The organism is Dyadobacter sp. CY326 (assembly GCF_021390515.1).
In the GTDB taxonomy this organism is placed as follows: Bacteria; Bacteroidota; Bacteroidia; order Cytophagales; family Spirosomataceae; genus Dyadobacter.
Genome location: NZ_JAJUXI010000004.1, coordinates 301,355 through 323,033 on the forward strand (window position 1 = coordinate 301,355; position 21,679 = coordinate 323,033).

General features: G+C 43.2%; 17 protein-coding genes. 10 read left to right on the top strand and 7 right to left on the bottom strand.

Going from position 1 to position 21,679, the window contains the following annotated elements; all coding sequences use genetic code 11:
- Positions 1-8 precede the first annotated feature (8 nt).
- Positions 9-1,556 carry a DUF5723 family protein gene (locus tag LZG73_RS09620; RefSeq protein ID WP_233848119.1) on the bottom strand — a complete coding sequence of 516 codons (1,548 nt, stop codon included), beginning with the start codon at positions 1,554-1,556 and terminating at the stop codon, positions 9-11.
- A 351-nt stretch (positions 1,557-1,907) separates the two neighbouring features.
- Here LZG73_RS09620 and LZG73_RS09625 point away from each other — a divergent pair, with 351 nt between their 5' ends.
- Complete coding sequence (locus LZG73_RS09625; RefSeq protein ID WP_233848121.1) at positions 1,908-3,338, top strand: circularly permuted type 2 ATP-grasp protein; 1,431 nt, start codon at positions 1,908-1,910, stop codon at positions 3,336-3,338.
- 114 nt (positions 3,339-3,452) lie between these two features.
- Positions 3,453-4,184: an esterase family protein gene (locus LZG73_RS09630; protein ID WP_233848126.1), complete on the top strand. Its 732-nt coding sequence runs from the start codon at positions 3,453-3,455 to the stop codon at positions 4,182-4,184.
- 187 nt (positions 4,185-4,371) lie between these two features.
- On the opposite strand, the gene pheS is transcribed toward LZG73_RS09630, so the two are convergent.
- On the bottom strand, positions 4,372-5,412 hold the full coding sequence (gene pheS, locus LZG73_RS09635; RefSeq protein WP_233848128.1) for a phenylalanine--tRNA ligase subunit alpha: 1,041 nt from the start codon (positions 5,410-5,412) through the stop codon (positions 4,372-4,374).
- A gap of 330 nt (positions 5,413-5,742) precedes the next feature.
- Between pheS and LZG73_RS09640 the strand changes: the two genes are divergently transcribed.
- The gene (locus tag LZG73_RS09640; RefSeq protein WP_233848129.1) at positions 5,743-6,138 is read left to right on the top strand and encodes a LytTR family DNA-binding domain-containing protein; all 396 of its coding nucleotides are present in this window, start codon (positions 5,743-5,745) and stop codon (positions 6,136-6,138) included.
- Positions 6,139-6,236: 98 nt separating this feature from the next.
- On the opposite strand, the gene LZG73_RS09645 is transcribed toward LZG73_RS09640, so the two are convergent.
- Complete coding sequence (locus LZG73_RS09645; protein WP_233848130.1) at positions 6,237-6,956, bottom strand: porin family protein; 720 nt, start codon at positions 6,954-6,956, stop codon at positions 6,237-6,239.
- Between the two features lie 167 nt (positions 6,957-7,123).
- On the opposite strand from LZG73_RS09645, the gene radA reads away from it, so the two are divergent.
- Positions 7,124-8,497: a DNA repair protein RadA gene (radA, locus tag LZG73_RS09650; RefSeq protein ID WP_233848135.1), complete on the top strand. Its 1,374-nt coding sequence runs from the start codon at positions 7,124-7,126 to the stop codon at positions 8,495-8,497.
- 12 nt (positions 8,498-8,509) lie between these two features.
- Here radA and LZG73_RS09655 read toward each other — a convergent pair whose 3' ends face one another.
- Positions 8,510-9,424 (bottom strand): DUF58 domain-containing protein, encoded by a 915-nt coding sequence (locus LZG73_RS09655; protein WP_233848137.1) that lies wholly within the window; start codon positions 9,422-9,424, stop codon positions 8,510-8,512.
- A 15-nt stretch (positions 9,425-9,439) separates the two neighbouring features.
- The gene (locus LZG73_RS09660) at positions 9,440-9,892 is read right to left on the bottom strand and encodes a septal ring lytic transglycosylase RlpA family protein (protein WP_233848140.1); all 453 of its coding nucleotides are present in this window, start codon (positions 9,890-9,892) and stop codon (positions 9,440-9,442) included.
- A gap of 237 nt (positions 9,893-10,129) precedes the next feature.
- Between LZG73_RS09660 and LZG73_RS09665 the strand changes: the two genes are divergently transcribed.
- Both LZG73_RS09665 and ychF read left to right on the top strand, forming a co-directional pair.
- On the top strand, positions 10,130-10,477 hold the full coding sequence (locus LZG73_RS09665) for a DUF3276 family protein (protein WP_026630755.1): 348 nt from the start codon (positions 10,130-10,132) through the stop codon (positions 10,475-10,477).
- Positions 10,478-10,639: 162 nt separating this feature from the next.
- The gene (ychF, locus tag LZG73_RS09670; protein WP_233848142.1) at positions 10,640-11,740 is read left to right on the top strand and encodes a redox-regulated ATPase YchF; all 1,101 of its coding nucleotides are present in this window, start codon (positions 10,640-10,642) and stop codon (positions 11,738-11,740) included.
- Positions 11,741-11,792: 52 nt separating this feature from the next.
- On the opposite strand, the gene LZG73_RS09675 is transcribed toward ychF, so the two are convergent.
- Positions 11,793-13,079, bottom strand: a complete 1,287-nt coding sequence (locus LZG73_RS09675) for a DUF5103 domain-containing protein (protein WP_233848144.1) — start codon at positions 13,077-13,079, stop codon at positions 11,793-11,795.
- Between the two features lie 65 nt (positions 13,080-13,144).
- On the opposite strand from LZG73_RS09675, the gene LZG73_RS09680 reads away from it, so the two are divergent.
- Entirely contained in the window at positions 13,145-13,762 is a 618-nt protein-coding gene (locus LZG73_RS09680) for a Uma2 family endonuclease (protein ID WP_310588401.1), read from the top strand.
- Between the two features lie 63 nt (positions 13,763-13,825).
- Here LZG73_RS09680 and LZG73_RS09685 read toward each other — a convergent pair whose 3' ends face one another.
- Positions 13,826-15,781, bottom strand: a complete 1,956-nt coding sequence (locus LZG73_RS09685; protein WP_233848146.1) for an ABC-F family ATP-binding cassette domain-containing protein — start codon at positions 15,779-15,781, stop codon at positions 13,826-13,828.
- Positions 15,782-15,889: 108 nt separating this feature from the next.
- Between LZG73_RS09685 and LZG73_RS09690 the strand changes: the two genes are divergently transcribed.
- From LZG73_RS09690 to LZG73_RS09700, 3 genes are all read left to right on the top strand, one after another.
- A complete protein-coding gene (locus tag LZG73_RS09690) occupies positions 15,890-16,480 on the top strand; it encodes a bifunctional precorrin-2 dehydrogenase/sirohydrochlorin ferrochelatase (RefSeq protein WP_233848153.1) in 591 nt (196 codons plus the stop codon).
- Between the two features lie 292 nt (positions 16,481-16,772).
- Positions 16,773-20,129, top strand: a complete 3,357-nt coding sequence (locus tag LZG73_RS09695; RefSeq protein WP_233848156.1) for a SusC/RagA family TonB-linked outer membrane protein — start codon at positions 16,773-16,775, stop codon at positions 20,127-20,129.
- 37 nt (positions 20,130-20,166) lie between these two features.
- On the top strand, positions 20,167-21,636 hold the full coding sequence (locus LZG73_RS09700; protein ID WP_233848158.1) for a RagB/SusD family nutrient uptake outer membrane protein: 1,470 nt from the start codon (positions 20,167-20,169) through the stop codon (positions 21,634-21,636).
- Positions 21,637-21,679 lie beyond the last annotated feature (43 nt).

The window sequence follows — 21,679 nt, forward strand, 5'->3', positions numbered from 1 at the left end:
CATCGCATTTATCGTTTAGTAAAAATACGCCTTAGCCAGGAATCTTCCGGTGGCCAGCATTGATTCTGCGATTCAGGTGGTCGCCGGAACAGGCCGGCTGAAATGCCAAAATACAAGTTAAATGACTTTGGATTACCAATGTTAAGAAGCCCGGATAAATGATCAGTTCCAATCCATAGCGGTCCCGCGCGCCCAGCCAGCCCGATTGCGGGAGAGCGATAACGGTTCATTAATGTAAGCGGAACCGATATTTCATACCATTTGTGCTCATAACGCGGCGTAACCGAAATGACTGACTCGGCCTTCATGCCAAATGCGCTTTGCGGCACCAGATTCTGCACCCATAAACCGCTTATATACACTTTGGGCTGCACATTGTAGTCAACGCTCGCCTGAAAAGCCATTGGTAACACCGATTTGAAATTGGGTGCTAGCGGAGCGCCGCCGTCCAGGGAACTGTTTATCGCATTAAAAATTCCTTCCGATCCTTCCAGTTTTTGAAACGAATCATAACGTAATTCCTTATTTGTCGTGTGAATTTCTTGCTGCAAAACATAAGCCGGGTTTTTAAAATGAACCCTGCCAATGTCCGTCAGCGACACAGCAACGCGATATAAATATTTGTTTTTGGAAGCATCCCTTTTACGAACGCCTTTCTCGGTGTAAGTGTATTTGTTGACATCGGGCCTGTATTCATAAACGGCGCCGAGGTCAAAACCCCAGCCACTTCCCGGAGGTGCGCCACCAATGAGCCACGCTGGCGACGGTTTAATGTTCTGAAAACCTTCGTCTCGGGTTATGCCATATTGCAGGTTAATCTCTTCTACACGAATGTATTGTCGCTTGTTCTCCCAGGTTTCGTCTGGCCTGATGTCATAGGAAGATGCGTCAATGATGGCGTGCGCATTATAAAGTCCGATGAGCCTTTTTACGGTCACACCCACTTTCAAAAAGTCGGTTTCGTTATCAAAAACAGTCCCGCCGACAGTAAAGGCAACTTCCCCAAATCCATTCAAATGCAGCTTACCCGATTGGTTTTCAAAGAGCGGTCCCTGCAACTCTTCCAACTGCGTTGTTTTGCTGATTAATCTTGCCAAAGGTTCGGAAACGCCCGATGTATTTAGCATGTAACGCGCCCGGGTTGCAATGCCCACGCCAATTTTGCCTTTGAACAAATTGAACATCACCGATGGCAGTCTAATGTCGCCACCAGCATTCAGATATTTTTCATTGCCATTCAATTTCTCTCCCAGATAGGAGCGGGGGAATTGCAAAACGCCTCTTTCGTTGCGATATTTATCAGAAACAGAATTGGTAACGAGGCTTAAAAAGGAATATGGCGCTTCATATCGTACGTGATTGTTGGCCGTATAAAACTGAGTCCCAACGACATTGACATAAAAGCTATAACGGCTGTCTGCGACAAATGCAGGATTATGATAAAGTGCATTCGTGCCCGCGTAATTACCCATTGCGACTCCTGGTAAATGCTGGGACATTGCCGTTCGGGAAAGCCCCAAAATAACTGCAATTACAAGTAGTCTATTTTTAAACATGGCTTAGTGAAGACGTTGATGCGGGGTGTGCGAATAAGTCTGCAAAGAAAAGCGTAAGTGTACGGACTTGCAACGAATGTTTAATGATTGCGCAAATAATGTTTGTAATAAACGGAAGGCATGATTTTATTATTTAGCGATGCAAAGTATTTATCAGCAAACTTATTTAATCCAAGCGTTCAGGAAGTTATGGGGAGGTTTATGCGATTACAGAATATTGTAAACAGTTTTTCTACAGAAAATCAATAATCAATCGATTTGGCGTCTTTGCGAATCGTTTTGTAAATTGAAACATTGACCATATATTGTTCTGTAAATAACTGATATATACTTATTCAAATTTTGTATTGTATGAATTTTTCATTTTCTAATTATCAAAGCGACAATTTCTTCGATGAAATGTTTACCGAAGATGGAGAAATAAGACCTGGCTACGAGCATTTAAAAAATAAATTTGAAAACCTCACACACGACGACCTTACAAACCGCCAGTTAGCAACAGAACGTGCATTGCTTTCCATGGGAATCACATTCAATGTGTATTCGGAAGGAGAGGGAACTGAGCGGATCATGCCCATCGATATTATCCCGCGCGTGCTTTCCAATGCTGAGTGGGAGTGGTTGGAAATGGGCTTAAAACAACGCATCAAAGCATTGAACATGTTTATTGATGACGTTTACAATGAACAAAATATCCTCAACGACGGCGTTGTCCCGCGCGAACTGATTGAATCCAGCAAATGCTTTTTGAAACCTTGCATTGGTCTGAAACCGCCGAAAGGAATCTGGTGCCACATTACCGGAACAGATTTGATCAAAGGCGATGACGGGACTTTTATGGTGCTGGAAGATAATCTGCGTTGCCCATCGGGCGTGTCCTACATGCTGGAAAACAGAGAGCTTTCCAAACAAATTTTCCCAGATGTGCTGGCGAGAACAGGCGTGAGGCCGGTTTCGGATTATCCGACGCGCTTGCTGCAAATGCTGCAGCATTTGGCAGACAGGCCTAATCCAACCGTGGCCGTTTTGACGCCCGGAATCTACAATTCGGCTTATTTCGAGCATTCCTATCTCGCACAGCAAATGGGCGTCGAGCTAGTTGATGCAAGGGATTTGGTTGTTTCCGATGGCTATGTCAAAATGCGTACGACAAGTGGCTTGCAAATTGTGGACGTAATTTACCGCCGCATTGACGACACATTCATGGATCCGGACGCATTTAATCCTGATTCACTGATCGGAATTCCTGGAATTTTCGAGGTGTATAAGAAGGGACGTGTGGCTTTGGCTAATGCTCCTGGAACTGGTGTGGCCGATGATAAGGTTGTATACGCATATGTGCCGCGGATTATCAAATATTACTTGGGCGAAGAGGCGATTATTCCCAATGTGAAAACTTACATCTGCGGAGAAGAAGATGACTTCAATTATGTAATTGAAAACATTGCGGAACTGGTTGTAAAGGAAGCAAATGAAGCAGGCGGATATGGCATGCTCATCGGCCCGAAAGCAACGGAAGAAGAACACGAGTTGTTCAGAGACAAGATTCGGAATAACCCGCGGAATTACATTGCACAACCGACAATTTCGCTGTCGCGCGTGCCTTGTATGGTGGATGGACATGCCGAGGGGCGTCACGTGGATCTGCGTCCTTACATATTATATGGTGATGACATCAATGTTATCCCAGGCGGATTGACGCGTGTTGCTTTACGCAAGGGTTCTTTGGTTGTCAATTCGTCGCAGGGCGGAGGAGGCAAGGATACTTGGGTTTTGTATTAATGTATCATTAGCAGTTGCTGGCAGGCTGTTGATGATAATGGTTTAAAAGTTGTTTTTTAAATCAATTGTTGACTGCCTGAGTTAAAATATTAGCGCAACTAAAATGATAAAGCAATGCAACGTGAAGTAACCGGTTGGTATAGTCCGGCACTGAATAAGAATATGGAAATTGCAGTTTACGGGCATTATGGAATAGCCTTATTAATGATTCCCACAGCTGCATCAGATTATCTTGAATATGAACAAAATGGATTGATTGACAGCATTGCTCCTTTTATTGATTCTGGGAAAGTAAAGGTTTATTGCATTAATAGCATCAATTCTGAAAGTTGGTTAAACCCTTATATGCACGGCTACGACAAGGGCGTGCGTCATCAGCTGTTCAACGATTATGTTATCAAGGAAGTAATTCCGTTCATTAAGGACACGTCGAGCCAGACCAATGAAATAATTGCCGTAGGCGCTTCATTTGGGGCGATGCATGCTGCAAACTTGTTTTTCAAGCATCCCGATTATATTCACGGGATCATTGCCATGAGCGGCTGTTACGACCTGAGCCAATACACTGATGGATATTATGATGATAATGTTTATTTCAATTCGCCGGTGCATTATTTGCCGCAATTGAAGGCCGAATGGCATTTGCAAATGTATCGCGACAGTCGGCATATACATTTTGTTTCCGGCTCGGGCGCATATGAAGTTCCGGATTATTCAAGAGGAATTTCATCCATTCTCACAGCCAAGAATGTTCCGCATGAGCTTGATATCTGGGGCCCCGACATTCCGCATGAATGGTGGGTCTGGAAAAAAATGCTTCCGTATTATTTGGAAACAAGGTTTTAGGGAGCGTTTAGCAGTTAAAAGTCAAGAGTAAAAAGTTAAGAGTTGAAAGTTTAGGAGTTTAAAGTTTTAGGAAGAGTTTAGAAGTTAAAAGTTTAAAAGTCAAGAGTCCAAAAATCAAAAAGCTCAGGTTTTGAGATATAAAATCTCTAAACTCTGAGCTTTTTACTTATAAACTCTAAACTCTAACTCAGCCTCCTTCAAATTGCCTTAAAAATCTTACGTCGTTTTCTGTGAACAGGCGCAAGTCGTTGATGCCGTAACGAAGCATTGTTATCCGCTCGATGCCCATTCCGAATGCGAATCCTGTATATGCTTCACTATCAATGCCACAATTTGTCAAAACATTGGGATCAACCATTCCCGAGCCTGCAATTTCTACCCAACCTGAATATTTGCAAATGTTGCAGCCTTTTCCTTTGCATATGAAGCAGGTCACATCGATTTCTGCACTTGGCTCGGTAAAAGGAAAGTAGGAGGGACGCAGGCGTATTTTAGACTCCTTGCCAAACATCTCTTTTGCAAAGTGATACAATGTGTCTTTCAAATCCTTGAAACTGACATTGCGATCCACATAAAGGCCTTCAACCTGGTGAAAAACGCAATGCGCTCGCGCAGAAATGGCCTCGTTTCTAAACACACGACCAGGCATAATTGACCTGATCGGCGGTTTTTGGCGCTCCATTAAGCGGACCTGAACATTGGAAGTGTGCGTGCGAAGCAACACATCGTCCTTAACCTCACCTTCACTTTTTGAGATAAAAAACGTGTCCTGCATTTCACGGGCAGGGTGGTTGTCGGCAAAGTTTAGCGCGCTGAAATTATACCAATCTTTTTCTATTTCCGGCCCATACGAAACATTGAAGCCCATTCTTTCGAAAATCTCGATAATGCGGCGTCTCACAATGGTTAGCGGGTGCAAACTTCCCTGCTGATTTGGAACAACAGGCAATGTAAGGTCAAAAACCATTTCGGGATTTGCATCGGCAGCGCTTTCGAGTGTGCTGCTAAATTCCTGAAAGCGATTTTGAGCCAGATTTTTTAGTGTGTTCAACTCCTGGCCCACAGCCCTCCGATCTTCTTGCGGGATGTTTTTCAGGCCTTCGAACAATTCTGTAACGACGCCTTTTTTACTAATGTATTTGAGGCGGAAAGCTTCCAGTTGGTCCTTGCTGTCAACTGTCACTTGTTCAATTTCCGAGATTAATTCTTTGACTTTTTCGGTAATCATAAACTATGCTTTTATCAATGTCCGGAGGCTCGCGGGTGCCGGGATTCACACCAAAATTGTTGCGAAGATAATTAAAGTTAGGGCGACTGAAATGTATTGATCACCGTTAACGGCAAACATCCACATTTTTTCAAAAAAACGGCTGATTTGAGGAGCACGTAAATTTACGCGTTTTACCAAGTTCAGTTACGTCATTTGTATTCTTATCAAATTTTAATTAATTGATTTTCAGGTGTTTGTAAGTTTGTACGTACTTTTACGTATTTTCAAAACCTACGCGATCTGCTAATTTTGATTCAGGAAAACAAAACAATATTAGTCGCTATTACCATGAAAAACTTTTCAAGCTTTACTCGCGCCAACTCTACTGAAACTATTAACGGCAGCCGCGCTTCTATTTCCGTGCAATCAATGGGCCGGACCATATATTTAGCACCTGAGGTTATTACATTCCTTGAAGGTGAAGGAAACTACACTTTTATATATACGAACACTGGCAAAAAGTATCTGGTTTCCAAAACCTTGAAGTCTTTGGCCGGTCAATTGAATCCAAACTTCATGCGTGTCCACAAATCCTATCTTGTAAACTCGGATTACGTTGTCGCACGCCTTGAAGACGACCGCATGTTGAAATTGTCTTGCGGAAAAGAAGTTGTCGTATCTCGCAGAAAAATAAAGGAAATCACAGGAAGGCTAGACCACACCGCGCTACGCATTTCTGCATAAAATCTTTTGGTGAATTAAATTAGTGGGTTATTCATAAAAACAGCAGCCATCGCTCGATCGAAGGCTGCTCGTTTTGTTTTTAGACCAATGTGTTTTTCTTAGAATATTTTCAGGCCAAGCGTAACTTGCCACGAACTGATTTTTTGCTTCACGGTTTCATTGCCATTGCCAACAGACTGGCCTGCAACCTGGAAAGAGGCCAAGTTCGTAAAGGATCCTTCTCTTCTCACATCCAGACTGAAACTTCCAATATCCAATCCAGCACCAAGCTGATAACCAAATGTTGCCTCAGACATTGACGTGTTAAAATCCGTTGTGTAATATTTGAAAGCATCGCTCAACCGCTGATTATCTCCAATTCTGAATGATGTAACCGGACCTGCAAGAATCCGAAGCGGTCCGCCTTTAAATCCAATGAGTAATGGAACATCAATGTTGCTGTATTTTACATTAATTTTTTCGGTAACCGGTTTTTCCAAATTTGTCTTCACAATTTCAAATGAACCTCCTTTGGTTGACACCAAAACTTCGGGCTGGATGAACAATGTGCGGCCGAATCTTGCATAAATTCCACCCACTGCGCCTGTTCTGGTATCAAAGCTTTGCTTCAAATTGTCTTTTACTTCTTTTCCATCATATCCCAAATAAGGATTTCCGCTATCATCATAACGTGTCGTAAACACATTTCCCATTGTCAGGCGCGACAAGTTCACGCCACCTTTAATACCGAACGCAAAACCTTTTTTCTGGGCTTGGGCTGACGTTAATGCGAAAACGCACAACAAACAGATACAAGCCACTTTTGTTAGGATGTTCATGGATAATATAATTTTTTAGGTAAAACCGGTTAATAACGCCAAAAAATAAAAAACTATACCCAACGTACATTTTTTTTGATTTTGTGGTGGAAACGTACAAATATTTGGATAATTATTGGCTAAATCGTGTTAGTTACTAAGCATATATAAATATTACTTTTCTACTTATGGCCAAAGCCAAGACAGCTTATTTTTGTCAGGAATGTGGGTATAATTCACCCAAATGGGTGGGCCGCTGTCCTTCGTGCGGTGAATGGAATACTTTCGTTCAGGAAGTTATAGAGAAAGAAGATAAAAAAACTGCAGTCTCGTGGAAAGCTGTAAATCTGGCCAGTCGGCCGCGGTCCATTGCCGAAATAGAATATCAGAACGAACCTAGAATAACGACTTTCGACGGTGAGCTAAACCGCGTTCTGGGTGGCGGAATTGTTCAAGGTTCGCTTGTTTTGATCGGTGGTGAGCCTGGCATCGGCAAGTCGACGCTCATGTTGCAAATTGCATTAACCCTTTCCAATAAAAAGGTTTTGTACGTTTCCGGTGAGGAATCCGACCAGCAGATCAAGATGCGGGCTGAGCGCATGGATTCCAAGAGCGACAATTGTTTTATCCTCACGGAGACGCATACGCAAAGCATTTTCAAGCAAATTGAAGATTTTCAACCGGAGATTCTCATCATTGATTCCATTCAAACCATGCAGTCCGCTTACATTGAATCAGGGGCTGGAAGTGTTTCTCAGGTTCGGGAATGCACAGCGGAATTTATGAAATACGCCAAGGAAATGGGCGTGCCTGTTTTCCTGATTGGTCACATTACAAAGGACGGTTCATTGGCAGGCCCGAAAGTGCTTGAACACATGGTGGACACGGTTTTGCAATTTGAAGGAGATCGGCATAACACTTACCGGATTCTGCGAACCGTAAAAAATCGGTTTGGGAGCACCTCAGAACTCGGCATTTATGAAATGCATGGATCTGGCTTGCGGCAGGTCAGCAATCCTTCTGAGATTTTGATTTCGCAGCGCGATGAGCCGGTGAGCGGCATTGCAATTGGTTCGATGATGGAAGGAAATCGGCCGTTACTTATTGAAATACAATCACTTGTAAGTGTTGCCAATTATGGGACACCACAGCGCAGCAGCACCGGATTTGACGGGAAAAGATTGCAAATGTTGCTCGCTGTGCTAGAAAAACGCGGCGGTTTCCGATTAGGCGTACAAGATGTTTTTTTAAATGTGGCAGGCGGACTTAAAGTTGAAGATCCCGCGATAGACCTTGCCGTTGTTGCTTCCATCGTGTCTTCCTATGAGGATAAATTTATTCCACCATCATTCAGTTTTGCAGCGGAAGTTGGCCTTGGGGGAGAAGTTAGGGCGGTAAATAGGATTGAAAACAGAATTTTTGAAGCAGAGAAACTGGGTTTCAAAAAAATCTACATTTCAAAATACAACAGTAAAGGGTTGGATTTGAAGAAATTCAAAATAGAAGTGATTCCTGTGGCGCATTTGGATGAGCTTTTCATGTCGCTTTTCCTAAACACCTGATTTCAGAGCGACTTATCGCATTTTTGAATGTTTCACCAAATAGGCCATCAAAATTGGATCGAAGCCTTGGGCAATGTCGGCTTCAATGAAATCAATCTTATATTGACCGCATTTGAGCTTTAATTTTTGATAAAAATCACCAACGAATTCCTTGTATGAATCGCGCACCTGATCAGGCTGGACCTTGATTCGGTCGCCGGATTCAAGATCGATGAATTCGTAAGGGCGGTTTTCAAATGCAAATAACTCCTCCGTTTTGCGGTCTGTGACATGAAAGAGCAGCACTTCGTGCAAATTATGTCGCAAATGTTGAAGGGCTGAGAAGATTTTTTCAGCTTCTTCGAGATTGTCGAACATATCACTGAAAATTACGACCAGTGACCTTTTGTGAATTTTCTCAGCGATCTCATGCAGCACATTTGCAACAGAAGTTTTCAGCAACGGCCGTTTGCTTTGCAATGTGTTATCCAGTTCCAGCATGATCTTATGCACATGCGATGGGGTGGACTTCACTGCTGTTTGAATTTCAATGTTCTCGGAAAATGTGCAAAGGCTTACAGCGTCTTTTTGTTTTTGCAACAAATAAGTAAGACTTGCCGCAGCCATGACGCTGAAAGTCATTTTGCCAAAATTCTCTTCCGGATAATACATGGAAGAAGACGTATCCAGCAGCAAATGACAACGGAGATTGGTTTCTTCCTCGTAACGCTTCACATAAAGCCGATCGGTTTTGGCATAAACCTTCCAATCGATGTTGCGGGTCGATTCTCCTGTATTATAAAGTTGATGTTCGGCAAATTCGACTGAAAAGCCGTGAAACGGGGACTTGTGAAGTCCCGTAATAAAACCTTCGACCAATTGCTTCGCCAGAAATTCCAGATTGCCGAACTCCCTTACTTTTGCTAGATCAAGTTGTCGGCTGCTCATTCTGAAATTTAACGTTTATCTGTCGCCGCGCATGGCCACCACTTTGCCTGATTTGGGATCAATTATTTCATTTGCACCTAGAAGCACCATTCCTTCCATGCCCACAACGCGAATAGAAACATTCGCGACACCTCTTGCAATTATTCCTAGTAATCTGGCTGCCTCGTTGCTTAGATCCACAACTCTGTTTTTGGCAAACGGCCCTCTATCATTAACCCTTACTATTACTTTTTCATCGTTATCGAGATTCGTCACTTCGAGCATCGTGTTAAGCGGAAAACTTCTGTGAGCTGCTGACAATTCTGAACTTTTGTGCACTTCTCCGAAAGAAGTTTTTTTGCCGTTGAACCTTGTCGCGTAGTAAGATGCATTACCGGTTTCAGTTTTGCCAAGCTTTACCTGTGAGAAGGCGTATGGCGTGGAAGCGAAAGCTAACAGGATGAGAATCAGAATACGAGGATAAGTCATATCGCTGGATTTAGGTGAAACATAATAAGGTAAAAGTCCTTATTTCATAGCGTTTATTTGGCGATTTCGAGAATATTTGAAACCCACGAATTTCAAAGCTAGTGAAAACTTTTTAGAAAAGAACACTTTTGTAGGTAAAAGTCATATGCTGCATGAAAAATGTGCTAGTCAATACTAACAAATTGCTAATAAGTGTCCGTTTTTTTGTTAGCAGCAATAAACTTTATATTTTAGCGTTTGAAAACCTATTTAAAACTTAACATAGTGGAAGACAGAGAGCAAATCTACTCCAAAAGGGTCAGGGCAGGAAAACGGACTTACTTCTTCGATGTTCGGTCGACGCGATCCAACGATTATTATCTTACCATCACAGAAAGTCGCCGTCATCCACAAGGTGATGGATTCACGTACGAAAAACACAAAATGTTTTTATACAAAGAAGATTTCGATAAGTTCGTTGATGCTTTGAAGGATGCCGTTGATCATGTGAAAACAGAGCTGATGCCAGAAGTTGACTTTTCCCAGTTTGAAACCAAGGCCGATGAGGTGGACGTAGTAGGAGAGTCTGACCTTAAGTGGGATTAAAAAAATTAGATCATTGAAAAAAGCCTTCGCAATCAATTTCGAAGGCTTTTGGTTTTTGTGCTCGCATAGTGGTAATTTTGCAAAAATTATCATCTGGCAGACAGGAGTTCTTTGTAGCAATGCATTGAAAACTACCTGCTTTTAACTGCATATCTTTATAACATGAGTCTTCAATGTGGGATCGTGGGATTGCCAAACGTAGGGAAATCCACTCTTTTTAATGCCATTTCAACCGGTAAAGCCGAAGCTGCCAATTATCCTTTTTGCACAATAGAACCAAATGTAGGCGTGGTAACAGTGCCTGACGAGCGTTTGGACATTCTAACCGGATTGGTAAGTCCGCAGAAAGTCATACCGACAATTATTGAATTTGTAGACATAGCGGGACTTGTGAAAGGCGCGAGCCAGGGAGCGGGTCTGGGAAATAAATTTTTAGCCAACATTCGGGAAGTTGACGCCATTGTTCACGTCGTAAGATGTTTTCAGGACGAGAACGTTGTGCATGTTGAAGGTCGTGTCGATCCTGTTTTTGATAAAGAGATCATTGACATTGAACTTCAAATGAAAGATCTTGAATCTGTTGATAAAAAGATTCAAAAAACAGAAAAAGGCGCGCGCGCCGGTGATGCAAAAGCCAAAGCTGAACTGGAATGGCTGAAAAAATATAAATCGACGCTGGAAGAAGGCAAGAATGCCCGCAGCGTGGTGATTGATGAAGAAACAAAGGAAGCGGTAATCGGCGATTTGCAATTGCTTACGGCAAAACCTGTTCTTTACGTTGCCAACGTGGATGAGGATTCAATGCTTACCGGAAATGAATATTCTGAAAAGCTTCGCGAAGCTGTGAAACACGAAGGCGCCGATGTAATCGTGTTGTGCGCTGCGATTGAGTCACAGATTTCTGAAATTGAAGATCCCGAAGAGCATGAAATGTTTTTGGGAGAATATGGCTTGAAAGAATCTGGTTTAAGCAAATTGATCAAGGCCTCTTATTCGCTTCTCAATTTGATCACATATTTCACCGCCGGTGTGAAAGAAGTGAGAGCCTGGACGATTGTAAAGGGCTGGAAAGCGCCGCAAGCCGCTGGTGTAATTCACAGTGATTTTGAAAAAGGCTTTATCCGCGCTGAGGTGATTAAAATTGCTGATTATGAGCAATATAAAACGGAAGCTGGTGTAAAAGAAGTTGGCAAAATGGCAGTCGAAGGAAAAGAATATGTCGTTGCGGATGGTGACATTATGCACTTCCGTTTCAATGTCTAAATAATATTTTGATAGAATGCGGGAGCGGCCAATGGTCGCTCCTTTTTCTTTTCTAGCGTCTCCTGTTCCATTCTACGGTCCTGTAACCGATGAGCAGATCAGCCCTTCCTGCTTGCGGACGATGATAGACCAATATATCGTAATCGTTTTCGGTCGCGCCATAATTCCCCTCAATAAATGCTTCATCCGACTGTTTTGCTCCGTTTTTGATCATTGCATAATTGTAATTGATGACGCCTTGCTTAATCATAATTTCCACTTCATAGGCATTGGTCGCAATGTTGTAAGTCATTTTGTTGCGTTCATTGAGTTGCCATAAATTGAAGGCGCCATTTACATAAAAAGTCGCATCCGGATCCTGCGTCGTGCGCAAAGTAAAAATCACGGGCGTGTAATCTGCTTCAATGCTTCCGTTACCAGACTCGCGCTGATCCACAATGTATTGACCATTGAAATCATCAACTTGAATGTATGCATTGTCCGCTCGTGATTTGTCCGGAAAAAGCATGAGCCGCGTGAAATCATCGGAACGCTCAATTTCATTAACGCCATAACCTCGGCCAGTCAAGCTGCGGCTGTCGAAATAACGAAATTCATTTCCGCCAGGGAAAGTGTTTTCAAGATCGAAGAATGTGTATTCCAGAATTTGGTCAAAAGGCCGGACATTGGTTGGTTTGAAATTAGATCTCGTTTCGTCAAAACGGAAGTTTTTCCTAAGCACAACTTTCAAATCCGTCTGGGGCGCATTGAGCGGATAACCTTTGTAATTGACCGAAAAATCAATCTGCTGGTCGGAATATTGCTGCTGAATTCCTTGTGAAAAGCGCGCTTTGGCATCAACGCTCACGCGCGTCTCATACAGCATAAATCTCCTGCTCAAAACCGGCTTCCTATCGCGATCAGCATACACATAAATCACGTAATTACCTGATAATTTCAGCTTTGGCAGTTCCAGTCTGTAATGGAAATAGGGCACTTTCGTGCTGAATGATTGCTGATAATCATTAATCGGATATTCGTTGAATTCAAACGTGAACTCAATGTCATTTAGATTTGATTTCGTCCAATCAGCATTGCAATGAATGATTTTGGCACGATAACCTGCAAATTGTCCTGATAAGTCATCAAATTCCAGCACGAGCGGGGCCGTGCCGTTCAATGGCTTCACGGCCGGCGTCAAAAGGCGAGTCGGATTGTTGGGATCTTCCAATGCCGGCGCAAGCAGAACAGTTTTTATTTTTTCATTATATATGAAATCTTCTAGCCGGATATTCTGCGATTGCGCATGAGCCTGCTCTAAAATCAATGTCAGGAGCAGGCAAAGGGTTATTAACCTCATGAAAATATTTTTAAAGAATAATGTGACTTAGCAATGTAATGTATGTCTAGTTCATCTAACGTGTTTTGCGCGTTGACAACTATTTTTTAACTTACATTAATCAGATGACAGCACAAACTATCATGGTGTATTCAGAAAAGGAATATCTCGAACTGGAAAGGGAAGCCGAGTACAAAAGTGAATATTACCAAGGGGAAATATTCGCTATGGCCGGGGCCGGTCACAATCATAATCGGATTGTTGAAAATTTATCGGGCGAGTTGTACATTGCTTTTAAAGGGAAATCCTGTCAGAGTTTTTCAAGCGACATGCGCTTGCATATCCCCGAAAACGGCCTTTATACATATCCTGACATACTTATCGTTTGCGGGATGCCGGAATTCTCTGAAAATGATAAAGACACATTAATTAATCCTTCTGTAATCATCGAAGTGTTGTCTAAATCAACAAGCGCTTACGATCGAGGCAATAAGTTTCGTCTTTACCGATCAATCCCAACATTAGCCGAATATATTCTTGTTGATTCCTTATCAATTTCGGTCGAGGCTTTTCGGAAAAATGAAGACGGCAGATGGTTGTTGGATTCAGAAATTAACAAAATTGAGGAGCGGATCTCATTGACAAGTATTCATGTTCAATTACAGCTAAAAGATATTTATGACCAAACTATTGGATTGGTTTAGACATTAAATTCAAAAAGGGGGAAATCGTTTGATTTCCCCTTTTTGAATTTATAACATGGAGTTCTACTTCCCAGCTAGCGTATCGACTTCCAGCATCAAATTTTCCCAAGTCTCCGTGCTGTCGTCCAGTTTCTGCTTAATGTCTGCATAAAACCGATTCAAATCAGCAAGCGCTTTTGAATCATTGTAAATCTTTGAATCTGCTAGCTTGACTTCTGTCTCGGTTTTCTTGATTTCCAAATTGTTAATGGTCGCTTCCAGCTCCTCAATCTGCTTTTGTGCTTTCTTTATTTTTTGCGAATCTTCATTGGAAACAGACTTTCCGTTACTTTTCTGAGCATTGCCATTGGACGCAGGCTGAGGGGCATTTTTCTGTGGCGGTGCGCTGCTGACAGTCGCTTTATCGCTTACAGCAGATTGCAATCCACGCTCTTCAACCCACACTTCGTATTCCTGATAAGTGCCAGGATATTGCTTAATCTCGTGATCTTCAATATACCAGATCTTATTTGCAATGTTTTCAACAAAATATCTATCGTGGGAAACAACAATGTAACTGCCTTCATATTGCTGCAAAGCCTGAATCAGAATGTTCACCGATTGCATGTCCAAGTGATTGGTAGGCTCATCGAGCAGCAGGAAGTTGGCTTGTGAAAGCAAAACTTTTGCCAGCGCCACACGCGATTTCTCACCTCCGGAAAGGACTTTGATCTTCTTGAAAACATCATCGCCGGTAAAAAGAAAACATCCCAAAACAGTTCTTAACTCAGTCTCGGTTTTGTTGGAGTTCGCGTATTTAAGCTCTTCAATTAAGCTGTGGTTTACATTCAGTGATTCCAGCTGATGCTGTGCGTAAAAAGTAAAAGAAACATTGTGTCCCAATCTTCTTTTTCCCTCAATCGGCTCAGTTCCAGCCACAACGCGTAACACGGTTGACTTTCCGCGACCATTTGCTCCGATTAATGCGATCTTATCACCGCGCTCCATGCTAATGTTGGTGCTGTCGAGTATGACTTTTTCGCCATAAGCTTTGGAAGCATCTTCAAGCTGAAAAACGTGTCTGCCCGGCTGTGTGGTAAACTGAAAACGGAAATGCACTTTTGCATTTTCATCAATAACTTGGTCCACAACATCCATTTTATCCAATGCTTTCACGCGGCTTTGAACCTGGCGTGATTTCGTTGCTTTGGCTTTAAAACGCTCTATAAATCGTTCTGTCTGACGAATCTTGGCTTGCTGGTTTTCGTAAGCACCGCGTTGAATTTCATTGCGTTCTTCCTTTTCCTCCATATAATAGGAGTAATTTCCAGCGTAATAATTAAGCTTTCCATTCGCAACTTCGACCGTTGTGTCAATGGTGTTATCCAAGAATTGCCTGTCGTGAGAAACTACAATCACAGCGCCCTCGTAAGTCTGAACATATTTTTCAACCCACTGAATAGAAGGTAAGTCCAAGTGGTTGGTCGGCTCATCGAGCATAAGCAATGATGGTTTTTGCAACAAAAGCTTGGCCAACATTACCCGCATTCTCCAACCTCCCGAAAACAATCGCAACGGTCTGTGCAGGTCGTCTGTCACAAATCCCAAACCTTCCAGAATCGCTTCAGCCTTGGACTGAATAGTATAACCATCCAATGCTTCAAATTCATCCTGAACTCTGGCTAGTTTGTCAACAAGCGCATCTGTATAATTATGTTCCATATCGTGCAGGATCTTGTCCATTTGAACCTGCAAAATGTTTTGCCGCTCAAATGCCTGCATGGCAACCGACAAAATGGAATCATCACTTTGATAAGAAAGCAAATCCTGGTTCAGGAAACCGATGGTGCAGTCTCCCGATTTGGAGATATTTCCGCCATCTGGCTGAAATTCTCCGTTTATCATTCTAAGAAGCGTCGACTTTCCTGTGCCGTTCAGACCGATAAGGCCGATTTTTTGTTTCGGCTTAATATGCAGCGAAGCACCGTCATAAAGTGCCCGGTCGCCAAGAAAGTAACTGAGGTTTGTAATCGCGATCATACCGCAAAGGTACGGCGAAAGAAGGAGATAGAAAAAGTGTAATTGTTGGAATAGTTATAAATGATCAGCCGTAACAGCGTAATTGTCAGATTTAATGTAAATTTGATTATGAACAATCTGTTTCCAATTTTCCTGAAACTTGAAAACCTGCATACGCTTATTGTGGGTGGAGGATATGTGGGTCTTGAAAAGATCACGGCCGTGCTCGACAATTCCCCGCTTGCAAAGGTGACGCTTGTTTCGCCCGACATCCGGCAGGAAATAAGGGACATTGCGAGTCAGAATTCTCGGATAAGTTTAATTGAGCGCAAATTTGAAGACACTGATCTGCTTGCAAAGGACATTGTGATCGTGGCCACGAATGATAAGGAAGAGAACATCCGCATTGCAAGCATTGCCAGAGCCAAAAATATCCTGACGAATGTGGCTGACACGCCAGCGATCTGTGATTTTTACTTGTCTTCCGTAGTCCGGAAAGGAAATCTTAAAGTTGCGATCTCGACCAATGGCATGTCGCCAACATTGGCCAAACGCCTCAAAGAGGTTTTGGGAGAAGCGCTGCCGGATAATCTGGAAACGGCCATGGAACAACTCAAAGCGGTCAGGGATATGCTTAAAGGCGATTTTGCCTACAAAGTGGACGAGTTGAACCGTATTACTTCCGTTCTCACGCAGAAAAAAGATGAAGCTGAAAATTAGTCCAAAAACACACATTAAGAATCACAATAAAATAAGTGCGGAATTGTTTTAATAACAGATCCGAAAATTCCACGTCGCGCCTCCACATCGTTCGTTATTACTGCGTATTATAGTCATTCTTTGACTGCTATATTATTTTTCCGGTGAAATGAATTTTCGAAAGACTTGTCACCGCTTAGCGATAAATCTTTTCGTTTTTTACTGTTATAATGTGTATTATTGAAATCAATAACAACTAAATCCGCGCTGGCGGAAACCCATTAATTCTGCGTTAGACTTATACTTTTAACATATGGATGTTCTCTATCGGATCAGTGGCCTGGGTCGGCTTTCAGTCTTGCTTGTTGCTATATTTTTTTTCTCCATTCAAATTTCCGCTTTTTCAAAACCGACGTCCATCGCGGATATCGAGGTGAAAGGTGTTGTGAAAAGCGCAACTGGTGAAGTGCTCATCGGGTCCACCATTCGGGTAAAAGGCACTCAAAAAGGGACGGTTACCAATGAAAAAGGTGAATTCGCTCTGCAAGGCGTCAACGAGGGAGCCACATTGGTCGTGAGCATGATCGGATTTTTACCAAAAGAAATAAAGGCTGCAAAAAGCGTTTCGATAGAGCTTGCGGAAGATGCAGTTGGATTACAGGATGTGGTTGTGACTGGTTTTCAGCAGATTGATAAAAATAAATTCACAGGCTCCGCAGTAACATTAAAAACAGATGACGTCAAAATAGATGGTTTGCCGGACGTAAGCCGCATGCTGGAAGGTCGTGCAGCCGGTGTTTCTGTTCAAAATGTGTCCGGGACTTTTGGTGCTGCGCCCAAGGTGCGGATCCGCGGCGCAACTTCTTTAAATGGTGATAATAAGCCACTTTGGGTTATTGACGGAGTTGTGCAGGAAGACATTGTCAACATTTCCAATGATCAGCTTTCGAGCGGTGATCCCACAACATTGCTCGGATCTGCCGTGGCTGGGCTAAACCCGAATGATATTGAGACATTTGACATTCTGAAAGACGCGGCCGCCGCTGCGCTTTATGGCGCTCGCGCCATGAATGGTGTGATTGTCATTACAACGAAAAAAGGAAAAAGCGGAAAGCCTGTAATCACTTATTCGGGCAATTTCAGCACGCAGCTGACGCCTAGTTACAGGAATTTCAATATCATGAACTCGGCCGAGCAAATGTCCGTCCTGGGCGAGCTTGAACGCAAGGGCTATCTTACTTCAAGTGTGCTTTCAAAGCCTGATTATGGCGTTTATGGCAAATATTACAACGCACTTACCGGTGACGATCAGGGCAATTTTCCTTTGGAAAACACAACTGAGACAAAGCGCAACTTCCTACTCGGATATGCAAGGGCCAACACGGACTGGTTCGACGTCCTTTTCAAGCAAAACTTCATCCAGGAACATTCCGTAAGCGTTTCTTTCGGAACGGACAAGTCACAATCATATGTGTCAACAAGTTATTTGGACGACAATGGCTGGACGATTGCGGATAAGGTGAAGCGTTACACATTAAACTTTAAAAACAATTATCAGCTTTCCGACAAAATCAGCATTGGTTTGCTCACGCTTGCTTCCGTAAGAAGGCAGGACGCGCCTGGATCTCTTAGCAGAAGAAGCAACCCGGTTGAAGGCAAGTTTGACAGGGATTTCGATATCAATCCATTCAGTTATGCGCTCAATACAAGCCGCACTTTGACTGCTTATGATGAGAACGGAAATCTCGAATTTTTCAGGAGAAATTTCGCGCCATTCAACATTGTGTCTGAGCTTGCGAACAACCGCATTAAGCTGAATTTGGCCGATATCAAATTGCAGGGAAACTTGTCATATAAGATCACAGACCACATTACATATGATTTTCTTGGTGCATTGCGATACATTCAAACCGGCCGCGAGCACATTATCACAGAGAACTCGAACATGGCCAATGCGTATCGCGCCGCCGATAATTCGACGATCGCGCTTGCGAACAAATATCTTTACACAGATCCGGACGTGCCGAATGCATATCCGGTCGTTGTGCTTCCGAGCGGAGGTTTTTACAACACCAATGAGGACCAATTACTATTCTACAACGTCCGTAACAATTTCAGGTTTAACCAAAAGTTCAATGAACGGCATGCGGTGGATCTGCTTGTAGGACAGGAGATTAAATACACCAACAGGCAGAATTCCAACAACACGGGATATGGCTATCAATATGAACAGGGCGGGACACCGTTTGTAGATTACCGTATTTTGAAACAAACCATTGAAGCCAATTTTCCGTATTACGGAATGCGCATGGACTATGAGCGTTTTGCTGCGTTTTATGGAAGCGCAGGCTACACATTGGATGATAAATACAACTTTACAGGATACATCCGTTACGATGGGTCCAATGGTTTTGGTAAATCCGCCATCGCACGCTGGCTTCCGACGTATACAATTGCCGGGTCCTGGAATTTTGATCGCGAGGAATTCGTGAAACGATTTAAATGGTTGAGCATGGGTCGTTTACGTGCAAGTTACGGATTGTCTGCCGACACGGGCCCGGCGACCAATTCGGCTGCATTGTTTCAAAGCATTATTACCAAAAGGCCGTTTGGCGATGAAAAAGAATCGGCCATTCAGCTGACTTCACTCGAAAATACGGAGCTAACCTGGGAGAAACTTTACAGCGGAAATGTGGGACTTGACCTCGGATTTTTTGCAAACCGCATTAACCTGAGCGTGGATGGTTACATTAGAAACAGCTTCGATTTGATTGACGAAATCAAAACGTCGGGCATCGGCGGGCAGATTTATAAAGTTGCCAATTATGCTGATATGGAATCTTACGGCGTCGATTTCTCTGTGGATGGTGTTTTGTTTAAAAATAAAGACTGGGACCTGCGCTCGCGTGTGACCGTCGGTTATGCGCAGACACGCATTACAAGTGTCGACAACAGTCCGGGGATTTTCGATTTGGTAAAAGCAGAAGGTGCCAATGTGCAAGGCAGGCCCGTGCGAAGCTTATTTTCAATCAAATACAACTCAATCAATCCTGAAACCGGGGTGCCTGTTTTCTTGAATGAGACCGGTGAACAAAGCTCAGACGTTTATTTGCAGGATCAGAATGTGGCTTATCTCCAATATGAAGGGCCGGTCGATCCGCCTATAACCGGAGGTTTCAATAATACATTGACCTATAAAAACCTGTCGCTGAACGTCTTTTTGACTTATCAAGCTGGCAACAAAATCCGTTTGAATCCTTTGTATAAAAGCGGATTTAGTGATCTGGATGCCATGCCGCGCGAATTTCTGGATCGCTGGGTGATGTCGGGTGATGAAGATTTGACAAGAGTTCCTACAATCAGTGACCAGCTTCAACTGCAATATCTGGCGGGAACATATCCATATAATGTCTACAATTATTCAACGGAACGCGTGGCCAAAGGCGATTTTGTCCGGCTCAAATCCGTTTCGCTTGCTTACAAAGTGCCTTTGGTAATTGCCTCAAAATATGGTTTTAAGGGTGCAAGCATTCAATTGTCTTCCATCAATCCATGGCTGATTTATGCGGATAAGAAATTAAAAGGGCAGGACCCGGAATTTTTTAACTCAGGCGGAGTAGCGCAGCCCATTCAGAAGCAATTTACCGTGGCTTTAAAGTTGACATTATAATCGTGAAGTTGGGATTGGATGATTTTAAAATTTTGATATGAATAAGACGAAATTGTATAAGCAGATTTTACTCGTCCTGCCGATTTTAGTGCTCACGGGCTGCGAAGAGTTTCTTTCGACAGAGCCGGACAGCACGCGGGCAACGATTAACACGCCGAAGCAGGTTTCGCAGTTGCTTACAACTGCTTATCCACAAGGAGGTTATGTTGTTTTTGCAGAATCAATGAGCGATAATGCAGATGACAAAGGGCGCGGTCAGGATGACAAAACCAATCGCGGATCATATCTCTTTGAGGAAGTGGAAGCGACTGTCGACGAGCAGGATTCTCCGGATCAATATTGGGCGGAATGTTACCGCGCAGTCTCCGTTGCGAACCAGGCGTTGGACATTATCAGTAAATCCTCAGATCCTTCGAAATACACGGCGCAACGCGGTGAGGCGCTGGTTGCACGTGCATATGCGCATTTTATGCTCGTGAGCTTTTTTAGCAAATTCTACGATCCGCAGCAGCCAAACACCGATCCGGGCATTCCTTATGTTACAGAACCTGAGACGGTTGTCCTGAAAAAATACGACCGCGAAACGGTTGCAAGCGTCTATCAAAAGATTGAGCAGGATTTACTCGAAGGCTTGCCATTGATTAGCGACGGATCTTACACCGTGCCCAAATATCACTTCAACCGCGCCGCGGCAAATGCTTTCGCCAGTCGTTTTTATCTGGTTAAAAGGGATTATGCCAAAGTCCTGCAATATGCAAATGCCGTTTTTCAAGGCAATTTTGCGGATAATTTGCGGCCATGGAACACAACTTATTCAAGCCTTTCGCCACAGGAGTTAAATAATGTTTATTCACGGGCGAATCAGAATGCGAACCTGATGCTTGTGGAAACCGCTTCCTGGGTTGGAAGATATGTTGCAACATATCGCTATGGGATGAATTATTCCAAATGGCGGGAAATTTCGGCGGCCGAATCAATTATCAATGGCGGGGCGAGCTGGGCTTATCCTTTGTACACGCAGGGTGATAATAACTATCTCATTCCCAAGCTGAATGAATATTTTGTTAGAGAGTCTGTCAATGCTGAAATCGGGGTTGGTTATGTTATGCTGCCTATTTTTACGGCAGAGGAAGTGCTGTTTAACAGGGCAGAGGCGAATGCTTATCTGGGAAATACAGCCGCGGCATTGGCTGACATCAATGTTTTTGTGAGTAAACGTGTTGACAATTACAAAGCATCGACGCACACCGTAAATGCTGCGAGCATCAGAAGATATTTTGGCACGAGCAACCTGAGAGATGGTATTATCAACACGCTTCTAGCTTTCAGGAGAATCGAATTTGTGCAGGAAGGCATGCGTTGGTTTGATATGCAGCGCTATGCCATTCCCGTTACGCACGAGACGGTTTCCGGAAGCGCGATCACTGTTCCGGCGACAGATCCCAAACGCGTTTTACAAATTCCGCAGTCCGCAACATTGGCAGGAATAGCGCAAAATCCACGTTGATATTTTAATGTAAAATATATGATAACCAAACAATTACACAAAC